The following is an 11,553-nucleotide window of genomic DNA, read 5'->3' on the forward strand; positions in this document are numbered from 1 at the left end:
GGAACACCGCATTTCTCGGCCGTCCGCCCCGCCGTACAGGAAAAAACACGGTCGAGTGGGGGGTTTGACAGGAGATTTTCCCTTGCCCCTCTTGTGGCGGGGAAGCGTCGATGGTTACGGTGTCTTGACGTGAGGTTCTCCTGTGGAGGAAGAGGAATGACGGAAATTCTTGTGCAGGACGTGACCGGTGGGGGGATATCCGCCGACGCACCCGTGGTCGACCACCCTGCCTGGACCGAGCTCAAGAATGCCGTGGAGGAGCTCCGCCCCTGGCAGAGCGCGGACGGCTCCATCGACTTCCGGGCCGAGGGCGCGCCCGCGCTCGCGCTGGCCGAGCGGACCGTCGAGCGCATCGTCGCCGCGGTCGAGCAGCTCTCCCCGCTGGTCCCGCACGACGCGGAGTACCACCGCGCGCTCGTCGCCGACCTGCGCAAGTGGGCCCAGGGCGGCTTCGCGGTCCCCGACTTCCTCGACGCGCTGCTGGCCTTCCAGCCGGCCGCCGACCGCGTGGACGGGCTCCAGCACCTCGTGCTCTTCCCGATGTACACGCAGAACGGCAACCCGGACCGCAACTTCGAGGCCGTCGTGCTGCGCATGGTCTGGCCGGAGTGGCTCTCCGAGCTGGAGGCCACCCGCTACGACAACCCGCTGTTCTGCGGCATCACCTTCGAGGACTTCACCGCCGGGTACGACACCAACTCGGCCGTCCTCTTCCCGGAGACCATCGCCGTCCGCGAGGCCCCCGAGCGCTTCAGCTGGGGCGGCATCTTCTGCGACCGCGAGGCCGCCCGCTTCCGCAAGGTCACCGAGGCCGCCGTCGACACCCTGGGCATCCAGCTGCCCGAGGACATCGCCGCCATGGTCCAGGACCAGGACCGCTGCGAGAAGGCGTTCGTCCTGTGGGACATGGTCCACGACCGCACCCACAGCCACGGCGACCTGCCGTTCGACCCCTTCATGATCAAGCAGCGCCAGCCGTTCTGGATGTACGGCCTGGAAGAGCTCCGCTGCGACCTCACCGCCTTCAAGGAGGCCGTGAAGCTGGAGGCCGAGGGCAACGAGCACGGCCGTGACGTGCAGTACGCGGTCCTCTTCGACCGCATGTTCCGCTTCCCGCTCTCCGGCGACCGCAACCGCAACTACGACGGTCTCGGCGGCCAGCTGCTCTTCGCGTACCTGCACAAGCACGACGTGATCCGCTGGACGGACAACACGCTGAAGATCGACTGGCAGCGTGCCCCCGAGGTCACCAACCGGCTCTGCGGCGAGATCGAGCAGCTCTACCGCGACGGCATCGACCGCCCGAAGCTGGTCCACTGGTTCAAGGCGTACGAGCTGGTCTCCACCTACCTCGCCCCGCACCCCGGCTCCACCTGGGCCAAGGGTCCCGACGCCCTGGACCTCAGCCTGCCGCCGCGCAAGCTGGTCGACGACGTGCTTCCGGACGAGTTTCCGCTCAGCATGTTCTATGAGGCCCTCGCCAAGAAGCTCAAGAGCGTGATCGCCGCCACCAAGGGCATCACCGCCACGAACGCTTCGGACGCCGAGCGAGTCGCCGCGTGACCGACGCCATCGACCAGACGGAGGAGGCGGCGCCCATGAACGCCAACGGAAACGGTGGACCGCTCGACGGCGCCGTCATCGCCGTCGCCGGAGCGGCCGGGCCCGCCGGCCGGGCCACCCTGCTGCGCCTCGCCGAGGCGGGCGCGACCGTGGTCGCCTCCGACGCCGACGCGGCGCGCCTCGCGGAGGCCGTCGACGCCGCCCGTTACGCCCACGGCGGCGCCCGGGTCATCGGCGACACGGTGGACCTCCTCGACCTCGCCGCCACCAAGGAGTGGGCGGAGAGGACCGAGAAGGAGTTCGGCCGGATCGACGGCCTGGTCCACCTGGTCGGCGGCTGGCGCGGCAGCCAGTCCTTCGTCGAGACCGACCTCAAGGACTGGGACTTCCTGGAGAAGCTCCTGATCCGCACGGTCCAGCACACCTCGCTGGCCTTCCACGACGGCCTGCTGCGCAGCGGCGGCCGCGGCCGCTACGCCCTGATCAGCCAGGTCGGCGCGCACAAGCCGGTCGCCAACAACGCCGCGTACAACGCGGGCAAGGCGGCGGCCGAGGCGTGGACCCTCGCCATGGCCGACTCCTTCCGCAAGGCGGGGGGCGACGAGGGCCCGCAGGCTGCTGCTGCGATCCTGGTGATCAAGGCACTGGTGCACGACGCCATGCGCGCCGAACGCCCCAATGCGAAGTTCGCGGGCTTCACCGACGTCACGGAGCTGGCCGACGCCGTCGCCGGACTCTGGGACCGGCCCGCACAGGAAGTGAATGGACAGCGCCTGTGGCTGACCCCCAAGCCGTGACCGCGGCCCTGGGCCCGAAGACCGACGCCCGTCGTCACCACGACCCGTCGGTCCGGGGCTTCGCCAGCGACAACTACGCCGGTGTGCACCCGGAGGTCCTCGCGGCCATCGCCCTCGCCAACGACGGCCACCAGGTCGCCTACGGCGAGGACCAGTACACCGAGCACCTCCAGCGGATCATGCACAGCCACTTCGGCTCCGCGGCCGAGGCGTTCCCGGTCTTCAACGGGACCGGGGCGAACGTGACCGCGCTCCAGGCGCTCACCGACCGCTGGGGCGCGGTGATCTGCGCCGAGTCCGCGCACATCAACGTGGACGAGGGCGGTGCCCCCGAGCGGATGGGCGGCCTCAAGCTGCTCACCGTGGCCACCCCGGACGGCAAGCTCACCCCCGAGCTGATCGACCGGCAGGCCTGGGGCTGGGAGGACGAGCACCGGGCCATGCCCCAGGTCGTCTCGATCACCCAGAACACCGAGCTCGGCACCGTCTACACGGTGGACGAGGTCAAGGCCATCGTCGAGCACGCCCACTCCAAGGGCATGAAGGTCCACCTCGACGGCGCCCGCATAGCCAACGCGGCCGCCTCGCTGGACGTGCCCATGCGCGCGTTCACCAGCGCGGCGGGCGTCGACGTCATCTCGTACGGCGGCACGAAGAACGGCATGATGTTCGGCGAGGCCGTCGTCGTGCTCAACCCCGACGCCGTCAGCCACATGAAGCACCTGCGCAAGCTGTCCATGCAGCTCGCCTCCAAGATGCGCTTCGTGTCGGTCCAGCTGGAGGCGCTGCTCGCCAAGGACCTCTGGCTGCGCAACGCCCGCCACGCCAACACGATGGCCCAGCGCCTCGCGGCCGGCGTGCGGGGCGTGGACGGGGTCGAGATCCTCTACCCGGTCCAGGCCAACGCGGTCTTCGCGCGCCTGCCGCACGAGGTCAGCAGGCGGCTCCAGGAGCGCTTCCGCTTCTACTTCTGGGACGAGGCGGCCGGCGACGTGCGCTGGATGTGCTCCTTCGACACCACGGAGGACGACGTGGACGCGTTCCTCCAGGCGCTGAAGGAAGAGATGGCGCGGTAGGCAGCCCCTGGCGGGCCCACCCGCGAGCGACGGCCGGGCGGAAGTGACACACTTCCGCCCGGCCGTTCCGTCATGCCACGGGCTTGCGACCGAAGTCCAGTGAAGTGGATTTTCCGGTGTTCTATGCTGAACCACACTCTGCACTCCGGAACATCGAACGGCGGACCATGACCCTGACGCTCACCGTCTCCGACGAGGTACGCACCCTCGTACCCGGCTTCACCCACCTCGCCGTCGAGGCGCGGGGACTCGTCAACGGGCCCAGCGACGAGACCAGTTCGGCCCTGCTCGACGATGCCGCCCGCCGGCTCGCCGAGCGCCTGGACGGACAGGCCCCGGACAAGGACCCGCACGTCGCCGCCTGGCGCGCCGCGTACTCCGCGTTCGGCGCCAAGCCGTCCCGTACCCGCAACTCCGCCGAGGCGCTGGCGAAGCGCGCCCTCGCGGACGGCGGGCTGCCCCGGATCAACCGGCTCGTGGACGCCTACAACGCGATCAGCGTCGCCCACCTGATCCCGGTCGGCGGCGAGGACCTGAACAGGATCCAGGGCTCGATGCGGCTCTTCCGGGCCACCGGCGAGGAGGACTTCGTCACCGTCGCGGGCGGCGAGGAGAGCGTGGAGCACCCCGAGCCCGGCGAGGTCGTCTGGGCCGACGAGGCGGGCGTCACCTGCCGTCGCTGGAACTGGCGCCAGGGCCCGCGCACCCGCATCGAGGACGACACCACCGACGCGATCTTCCTGCTGGAGTCGCTGGAGCCGATGACGCTCGACGCGCTGCGCGCGGCCGGCGAGGAGCTCGCCGAGGTGCTGCAGAAGGTCAGCCCCGGGGCGCAGATCACGGTCCGCGACCCGGAGTGACGTTTCGCCGGGACGGCCGGAGCCGCCTCGGGACCTACTTCTCGGCGGCCTTGACCTCGTCCGGCGTCGGCGCCGTGCCCCCGAGGTGCGCGGGCACCCACCAGGTGTCGCCCGCGTCCTTGGGGCGCACCGGGTAGGCGCGCTGGGCGGCCTCCAGGAGCTCCTGGACGCGCCCGCGCAGCCGCCGGGTGATCGCTCCCGCGTACTGGTCGGCGGGGGCCTCCATCGGCTCGCCGACCCGGATGGTGATCGGGATGTGGCTGCGCTTGAAGTTGCGCGGCCGGCCCTTGGTCCACACCCGCTGGGTGCCCCACAGGGCCATCGGGATCAGCGGGACGCCGGCCTCCTGCGCGAGGCGCGCGGCACCGGACTTGAAGCTCTTGAGCGTGAACGACTGCGAGATGGTCGCCTCGGGGAAGACGCCGACGATCTCGCCCGCGCGCAGCGAGCGCAGCGCGTGCTCGTAGGCGTGCTCGCCCTGGGCGCGGTCCACCGGGATGTGCTTCATCGCGCGCATCAGGGGGCCGGAGACCTTGTGCCGGAAGACCGACTCCTTCGCCATGAAGCGCACCAGACGCTTCTGGGGAAGTGCGGCCAGACCGGTGAAGACGAAGTCCAGGTAGCTGATGTGGTTGCTGACGATGACCGCCCCGCCCTCGCGCGGGATGTGCTGCGAACCCTGAGTGTCGATCTTCAGGTCCAGCGCCTTGAACAGGGTGAGGGCGGCGCCGATGACCGGCCGATAGACGAGCTCTGCCATCTGGGACGAACCCCTTCGTCAGTGCCTGGGGAGGGTTCTCCCGGCGAAGTTACGCGGCCGTAGGTTTTCGGCTTTGGGCAGATCGTGCCCCATGTGGGCCCTCGTGACCAGTCCAGGCGGCTTCGTACGGGGAGATTCTCGTCACTCCGGGTGCTCGTGGCGGGAATCGTTCGATCCCGTGGGACGCTGAATCGAAAGAAGTACAGGTGAGGACCGTCGGAGGAGCAGAGGGATGAGTGAGGTCGTGGGCGCCGGGCAGCTGGGCGCGCAGCTGGGGGAGCGGGCCACCCTGGTGCAGTTCTCCACCGCCTTCTGCCAGCCCTGCCGGGCCACCCGCCGGACGCTCGCCGAGGTGGCCGCCATGGTCGAGGGCGTCGGGCACATCGAGATCGACGCCGAGGAGCGCCTCGATCTCGTACGGGAGCTGGGCATCGTCCGTACCCCCACGGTGCTCGTCCTCGACCGGGACGGGCGGATCGTGCGCAGGGCCGCCGGGCAGCCCCGCCGCGCCGACGTCATCGCCGCGCTCGGGCGGGCGGTCTGACGCGGTGTGCGGCGGGGGTCCGGCGCGGCGTACGGCGGGGCCTGACTCGGTGACACATCTCCCACATCGCGGTACGCACTTGACTGCGCACGGCGACGATCGTCAGTCTGGCGTGGTGCCCCCAGAACTCCTTCTCTACGGGCGGGTCCATGTGGACCTGGCCCGCAACGCGAGCGCGCGCTGTCCGGGTGTCTGAACACCCCGGGACTTCCCTCACGCCGCCCTCGCAGAAGGACAATTCCATGACGGTCTCGCCCGAGCTCCGCACGCGCCCGACGATTCCCGCCCTCGGCACACCCCGACAGGCCGCTCCCGACCTGCTCCGTTCCGTCTTCCGGCAGCACGCCGCCGGTGTCGCGGTCATCACCGCGCACGGCGAGCGCCCGGTCGGCTTCACGGCGACCTCGCTCAACTCCGTCGCCGCCGAACCCCCGCTGATCTCCTTCGGTGTGGGCACCGGCTCCTCCAGCTGGCCCGTGGTGGCCGAGGCCGAGCACATCGGCGTCCACATACTCGGCGAGCACCAGCGGGAGCTGGCGGCCACCTTCGCCCGCAGCGGCGCCGACCGCTTCGGCGCTCCCACCCGGTGGACCTACGGCCCCGAGGGGGTGCCCGTGCTCGACGGCGTCCTGGCGTGGCTGGTGTGCCGCGTGGTGGCCCGGATCCCCGCAGGGGACCACCGGATCGTCATCGCCGAGGTCGTCGCCGGCGACCCGGACGGCGTGGGCCGCCCGCTCCTCTACCACCAGGGGCGCTTCAACGCGCTGCGCGACTGAGAGTTCCCGCGCGGCCCGCTCCGGGGGCGTTGGCAAGGTCACATGGCTGAGCGCTTGCTTACTCGTAACGAACTGGGTGTACTGGCGAGTAATATTGCGGTCGGGGCGTTCGGCAGCGTTCGAGGCCCCGACCGGAAACCAGCCCTTCAGGCGCCTATGCTGCGAGCAACAAGGCAGCCCAGTTATGACGATGCAGTAGGAGAGCCGGCGTGAGCTTGAGGATCGTTGTCTGTGTGAAGTACGTGCCGGACGCCACCGGCGACCGGAAGTTCGCGGACGACCTGACCGTCGACCGCGACGACGTCGACGGCCTGCTGTCCGAGCTGGACGAGTACGCGGTGGAGCAGGCGCTCCAGATCGCGGACGAGGCCGACGACGCCGAGGTCACCGTGCTGACCGTCGGCCCCGAGGACGCCAAGGACGCGCTGCGCAAGGCGCTCTCCATGGGCGCCGACAAGGCCGTCCACGTCGAGGACGACGACCTGCACGGCACCGACGTCATGGGCACCTCGCTGGTGCTCGCCAAGGCGATCGAGAAGACCGGCTACGACCTCGTCATCGCGGGCATGGCCTCCACCGACGGCACCATGGGTGTCCTCCCGGCGATCCTCGCCGAGCGTCTGGGCGTCCCGCAGGTCACGCTGCTCTCCGAGGTCTCCGTCGAGGACGGCGTCGTGAAGGGCCGCCGCGACGGCGACTCCGCCTCCGAGCAGCTGGAGGCCTCCCTGCCGGCGGTCGTCTCCGTGACCGACCAGTCGGGCGAGGCGCGCTACCCGTCCTTCAAGGGCATCATGGCCGCCAAGAAGAAGCCGGTGGAGGCCCTGGACCTGTCCGACCTCGACATCGACGCGGACGAGGTCGGCCTGGAGGGCTCCTGGACCAAGGTCGACTCGGCCGCCGAGCGTCCGGCGCGCACCGCGGGCACGATCGTCAAGGACGAGGGCGAGGGCGGCAAGCAGCTCGCGGAGTTCCTCGCGAGCCAGAAGTTCATCTAGGGGCTCGGGCGCCCCGCGCCGTCCCCTCAGGCCGTCCCCGTTTCTTCCGCAGGAGATTGAAGTCCCATGGCTGAGATTCTCGTCTACGTCGACCACGTCGACGGAGCCGTCCGCAAGCCCACCCTGGAGCTGCTCACCCTCGCCCGCCGCCTCGGCGAGCCCGTCGCCGTCGCGCTGGGCAACGGCGCCGCCGACACCGCCGCGGCCCTCGCCGAGCACGGTGCCGTGAAGGTCCTCACCGCCGACGCCCCCGAGTTCGGCGACTACCTCGTCGTTCCCAAGGTCGACGCCCTCCAGGCCGCGTACGACGCCGTCTCCCCGGCCGCCGTGCTCGTCCCGTCCTCCGCCGAGGGCAAGGAGATCGCCGCCCGCCTCGCCGTGCGCATCGGCTCGGGCATCATCACCGACGCCATCGACCTGGAGGCCGGTGCCGAGGGTCCGGTCGCGACGCAGTCCGCGTTCGCCGCCTCCTTCACCACCAAGTCCCGGGTCTCCAAGGGCACCCCGGTCATCACGGTCAAGCCGAACTCGGCCGCCGTGGAGGCCGCCCCGGCCGCCGGCGCCGTCGAGGCGCTCGCCGTCTCCTTCTCGGCGCAGGCCACCGGCACCAAGGTCGTCGCCCGCACCCCGCGCGAGTCGACCGGCCGCCCCGAGCTGACCGAGGCCGCGATCGTGGTCTCCGGCGGCCGTGGCGTCAACGGCGCCGAGAACTTCGCGATCATCGAGGCGCTCGCCGACTCCCTCGGTGCCGCCGTCGGCGCCTCCCGCGCCGCCGTCGACGCCGGCTGGTACCCGCACTCCAACCAGGTCGGCCAGACCGGCAAGTCGGTCTCGCCGCAGCTGTACATCGCCTCCGGCATCTCCGGTGCGATCCAGCACCGCGCGGGTATGCAGACCTCGAAGACCATCGTGGCCATCAACAAGGACGCCGAGGCCCCGATCTTCGACCTGGTCGACTACGGCGTCGTCGGCGACCTGTTCGACGTCGTGCCGCAGCTGACCGACGAGGTCAAGGCTCGTAAGGGCTGACCTGCGGTTTCTTTGACGGTCCGGGGGCCGCGTGGTGATCTTCACCGCGCGGCCCCCGGTCGTTTCGGACAGCCATTGACGTGATCCCGGCGGGCCATTAACTTCGCTATACGGATTGTTGATTCCGTGCAGCGGAAAACAGGAGGATGTGGGATGGGTCAGCAGGAGAAGGTGTCGACGAGCCTCGCGGGCGCGGTCAGCGAGGAGATCAGCGCCTCCCTCACCGGCGTGGACGCCGAGCTCGACCGGCGCTACCCGGGAGACCCCGGCACCCGCCAGCCCGTCCACACCGTCTACGTACCCGGCAACCTCTTCGACGCCGGCACCATCCGCTCCTGGGGTGACCAGGCCCTCGCCGCCCTCGACGAGCACGCCCCCGACGCCGCCACCTTCGGCGCCGTCCTCGGGCTCTCCGACGAGCTCGCCGAGGACGTCTACGGGCGGGTCCGGGCCAAGCTGGAGCGGGAGCCCATCGAGGACCTGCGGGTCGACTTCGAGGACGGGTACGGGGGTGCGGACGAGGACGCCGATGCCGCCCGGGCGGCGCGGATCATCTGCGAGGCCTACGGCGATCTCAGTGCCGCGCCGTACATGGGTATTCGGATGAAGTGCATGGAGGCCGCCGTGCGTGATCGGGGCATCCGTACGACGGATGTCTTCCTCACCGGGCTCATGGAGAACGGCGGGCTTCCCGACGGGCTCGTTCTCACCCTGCCCAAGGTCACCTATCCCGAGCAGGTCTCCGCCTTCGTGCGGCTTCTCGAAGCCTTCGAGAAGGCGCATGGTCTGGAGGACGGGCGGCTCGGCTTCGAGATCCAGATCGAGACCAGTCAGTCCATCCTCGCCGCCGATGGGACCGCTGCTGTTGCCCGCATGATCGACGCGGCCGAGGGGCGGGCCGCCGGGCTGCACTACGGGACCTTCGACTACAGCGCCTGTCTTGGTGTGTCCGCCGCCTATCAGGCCAGTGACCATCCTGCGGCCGACCACGCCAAGGCGATCATGCAGGTCGCCGCCGCCGGTACCGGGGTCCGTGTCTCCGACGGGTCCACCAACGTGCTGCCGGTCGGGTCCACCGCCCATGTCCACGAGGCGTGGAGGCTGCATTACGGGCTCACGCGGCGTGCCCTCGCTCGTGCTTACTACCAGGGCTGGGACATGCACCCGGGGCACATCCCGACGCGTTACGCCGCTGTCTTCGCCTTCTACCGGGAAGGTTTCCGGGCCGCCGCCAAGCGGCTCTCCGCGTACGCCAACCACGCGGGCGGGGACGTCATGGACGAGCCCGCCACCGCCAAGGCGCTCAGCTCCTATCTGCTGCGGGGGATCGACTGCGGGGCGCTCGATACGGGTGAGGTGGATGCCCTGACGGGTCTCACTCGTGCCGATCTTGATCGGTTCGCTGCTCCTCGGCGTGGGGATCTGACCGCTCAGGCGCAGTAGCCGGCTGGGTAAACGTCACTTTCGCGCCAACTGCCCCGTACCCTGTGTGAGTTCATCAGTTCGACAGGGGGCGGGGTAGTGGTGTCATCGGGGGAGAACGGGCGGCTCGCGGGCCGTTACAGAATCGTGCGCCGGCTCGGCCGGGGCGGCATGGGTGTCGTCTGGCAGGCCGTCGACGAGGTCCTCGGCCGCGAGGTGGCCGTCAAGGAGCTGCGCACCTACACGGACATGGCCGCGCCCGAGCTCGACGCCATGCGCCTGCGCATGCGGCGCGAGGCGCGGGCGGCCGCCCGGGTCCGCCACCCCGGGGTGGTCGCCGTCCACGACGTCACCGAGCACGAGGGGCGGCCGGTCATCGTCATGGAGCTCGTCGACGGGCGCTCCCTCGACGACGTCCTCGCCGCCGAAGGGCCTCTCGATCCGGCGGAGGCGGCCCGGATCGGTGCCCGTGTCCTGGAGGCGCTCGCCGCCGCGCACGAGGCCGGTGTGCTGCACCGGGACGTCAAGCCCGGCAACATCCTGCTCGACCGGTCGGGGCGGGTGCTCCTCACCGACTTCGGGATCGCCACCATCGAGGACCCCGGGGACGGGTCCGCCGGCCGTCTCACCCGTAGCGGCGAGATCGTCGGGTCCCTCGACTACCTCTCCCCGGAGCGGGCCCGTGGTGAGGCTCCCGGGCCCGCCGCCGACGTGTGGGCGCTCGGTGCCACCCTGTACGCGGCGGTCGAAGGGGCGGTGCCCTTCCGGCGTACGTCCACCTGGTCCACCCTCGCGGCCATCGTCGCCGATCCGCTGCCTGAGCCTGTTCGCTCGGGGGGGCTTGCGCCTGTGCTTGTGCGGTTGATGGCGAAGGATCCGGGGGATCGGCCTTCGGCTCGGGAGGCGGCGGGGATGTTGGCGGGGTGTGTGCCGGTGCCTGCGGCGGTGCCTGTGCCTGCGCCCGTTGGTGTTTTTGGGCCGCCCGTCTCCGTCGGCCCGTCGAAGTGGCGCCGTGTCGTCGCTGCTGTGGTGGGGGTGCTTCTGGTTGGTGGTGGGGTCTCTTATGTCCTGACGGAGAGGGCGTCCGGTCCCGCTGTCGCTGGGGAGCGGCCTCTCCAGGGGCCTACGGGGGAGCCGGGGCGGGTGCTGGACGGTGGGGGTGTTTCCGTTGGGCCCAGTGCCTCTGCCACGCGGCGCGCCGGGGTCGACAAGAGTGCCTCGCCTCGTAGTGGTGTTTCGGGCTCGCCTTCGTCTTCGTCTTCGCCTTCGCGGGAGAGTGCCGGTGTCGCTCCTAGCAAGGCCGCCTCCTCGTCCGCCGCGCCTACCTCCGTCGCCCCGACCACCGTGCCGCCCGTTGCCTCCGGGTGTACCGCTTCGGGGGGCTCCGCCACGTGTCAGGTCGTGCGGACTGCCACCAGTACGCGGTACGACGGGGGTGAGATGGGGACCGTGAGCGCTGGGCCGCAGGTGTTCTTCTGTCAGGTGGATCTTGATCGCAGTGAGAGCTTTGGGGGGAGCAGCAGTCGCTGGTGGGCCAGGACCGATGACGACAGCGGGAACACCAATGTCTACGTCAGCGTGCTGCACCTGCGGGGTGGTTCGGGTGGCGGGCCCGTCGACGGGCTGCGGATCTGCTAGGTGGGTGGTGCGGGGGCCGGTACCGGAGCGGGGGTGGGGGTGTCCGGACTGCGACCTTCACTTCGCTTCGCTCGTTACGGGCGCCGCCACGTC

Annotated in this window: 11 protein-coding genes; 10 read left to right on the plus strand and 1 reads right to left on the minus strand. The window is 70.6% G+C overall.

Annotation, left to right across the window (positions count from 1 at the left end):
- Nucleotides 1-156 precede the first annotated feature (156 nt).
- From ABTZ54_RS34420 to ABTZ54_RS34435, 4 genes are all read left to right on the plus strand, one after another.
- Nucleotides 157-1,563: a DUF6421 family protein gene (locus ABTZ54_RS34420; RefSeq protein ID WP_351671471.1), complete on the plus strand. Its 1,407-nt coding sequence runs from the start codon at nucleotides 157-159 to the stop codon at nucleotides 1,561-1,563.
- A 35-nt stretch (nucleotides 1,564-1,598) separates the two neighbouring features.
- Complete coding sequence (locus ABTZ54_RS34425; protein WP_351671499.1) at nucleotides 1,599-2,360, plus strand: SDR family NAD(P)-dependent oxidoreductase; 762 nt, start codon at nucleotides 1,599-1,601, stop codon at nucleotides 2,358-2,360.
- Entirely contained in the window at nucleotides 2,357-3,436 is a 1,080-nt protein-coding gene (locus ABTZ54_RS34430; RefSeq protein WP_351671502.1) for a threonine aldolase family protein, read from the plus strand. The genes ABTZ54_RS34425 and ABTZ54_RS34430 overlap by 4 nt, the downstream gene beginning before the upstream one ends.
- A gap of 167 nt (nucleotides 3,437-3,603) precedes the next feature.
- The gene (locus ABTZ54_RS34435) at nucleotides 3,604-4,296 is read left to right on the plus strand and encodes a B3/B4 domain-containing protein (RefSeq protein ID WP_351671474.1); all 693 of its coding nucleotides are present in this window, start codon (nucleotides 3,604-3,606) and stop codon (nucleotides 4,294-4,296) included.
- Nucleotides 4,297-4,330: 34 nt separating this feature from the next.
- On the opposite strand, the gene ABTZ54_RS34440 is transcribed toward ABTZ54_RS34435, so the two are convergent.
- Nucleotides 4,331-5,056 carry a lysophospholipid acyltransferase family protein gene (locus ABTZ54_RS34440; protein ID WP_351671477.1) on the minus strand — a complete coding sequence of 242 codons (726 nt, stop codon included), beginning with the start codon at nucleotides 5,054-5,056 and terminating at the stop codon, nucleotides 4,331-4,333.
- 232 nt (nucleotides 5,057-5,288) lie between these two features.
- Here ABTZ54_RS34440 and ABTZ54_RS34445 point away from each other — a divergent pair, with 232 nt between their 5' ends.
- The 6 genes from ABTZ54_RS34445 to ABTZ54_RS34470 all read left to right on the plus strand — a co-directional run bounded on the left by ABTZ54_RS34445 (nucleotide 5,289) and on the right by ABTZ54_RS34470 (nucleotide 11,460).
- Nucleotides 5,289-5,600, plus strand: a complete 312-nt coding sequence (locus ABTZ54_RS34445; protein WP_351671480.1) for a TlpA family protein disulfide reductase — start codon at nucleotides 5,289-5,291, stop codon at nucleotides 5,598-5,600.
- A gap of 242 nt (nucleotides 5,601-5,842) precedes the next feature.
- Complete coding sequence (locus tag ABTZ54_RS34450) at nucleotides 5,843-6,376, plus strand: flavin reductase family protein (protein ID WP_351671482.1); 534 nt, start codon at nucleotides 5,843-5,845, stop codon at nucleotides 6,374-6,376.
- A 209-nt stretch (nucleotides 6,377-6,585) separates the two neighbouring features.
- Nucleotides 6,586-7,371: an electron transfer flavoprotein subunit beta/FixA family protein gene (locus ABTZ54_RS34455; RefSeq protein ID WP_351671485.1), complete on the plus strand. Its 786-nt coding sequence runs from the start codon at nucleotides 6,586-6,588 to the stop codon at nucleotides 7,369-7,371.
- A 66-nt stretch (nucleotides 7,372-7,437) separates the two neighbouring features.
- A complete protein-coding gene (locus ABTZ54_RS34460) occupies nucleotides 7,438-8,400 on the plus strand; it encodes an electron transfer flavoprotein subunit alpha/FixB family protein (RefSeq protein WP_351671488.1) in 963 nt (320 codons plus the stop codon).
- A 153-nt stretch (nucleotides 8,401-8,553) separates the two neighbouring features.
- Nucleotides 8,554-9,843, plus strand: coding sequence for a DUF6986 family protein (locus ABTZ54_RS34465; RefSeq protein ID WP_351671491.1), 1,290 nt, complete (start codon nucleotides 8,554-8,556; stop codon nucleotides 9,841-9,843).
- A gap of 81 nt (nucleotides 9,844-9,924) precedes the next feature.
- Nucleotides 9,925-11,460 (plus strand): serine/threonine-protein kinase, encoded by a 1,536-nt coding sequence (locus tag ABTZ54_RS34470; protein WP_502997367.1) that lies wholly within the window; start codon nucleotides 9,925-9,927, stop codon nucleotides 11,458-11,460.
- Nucleotides 11,461-11,553: the final 93 nt, after the last annotated feature.

The organism is Streptomyces sp. NPDC094032 (assembly GCF_040303965.1).
Lineage (GTDB): Bacteria > Actinomycetota > Actinomycetes > Streptomycetales > Streptomycetaceae > Streptomyces.

Excerpts from the sequence above, each read along its gene's own strand:
- ABTZ54_RS34420 (WP_351671471.1), top strand. The coding sequence starts at position 157 with ATGACGGAAATTCTTGTGCAGGACGTGACCGGTGGGGGGATATCCGCC.
- ABTZ54_RS34425 (WP_351671499.1), top strand. The coding sequence starts at position 1,599 with ATGAACGCCAACGGAAACGGTGGACCGCTCGACGGCGCCGTCATCGCC.
- ABTZ54_RS34435 (WP_351671474.1), top strand. The coding sequence starts at position 3,604 with ATGACCCTGACGCTCACCGTCTCCGACGAGGTACGCACCCTCGTACCC.
- ABTZ54_RS34440 (WP_351671477.1), bottom strand. The coding sequence starts at position 5,056 with ATGGCAGAGCTCGTCTATCGGCCGGTCATCGGCGCCGCCCTCACCCTG.
- ABTZ54_RS34445 (WP_351671480.1), top strand. The coding sequence starts at position 5,289 with ATGAGTGAGGTCGTGGGCGCCGGGCAGCTGGGCGCGCAGCTGGGGGAG.
- ABTZ54_RS34450 (WP_351671482.1), top strand. The coding sequence starts at position 5,843 with ATGACGGTCTCGCCCGAGCTCCGCACGCGCCCGACGATTCCCGCCCTC.
- ABTZ54_RS34460 (WP_351671488.1), top strand. The coding sequence starts at position 7,438 with ATGGCTGAGATTCTCGTCTACGTCGACCACGTCGACGGAGCCGTCCGC.
- ABTZ54_RS34465 (WP_351671491.1), top strand. The coding sequence starts at position 8,554 with ATGGGTCAGCAGGAGAAGGTGTCGACGAGCCTCGCGGGCGCGGTCAGC.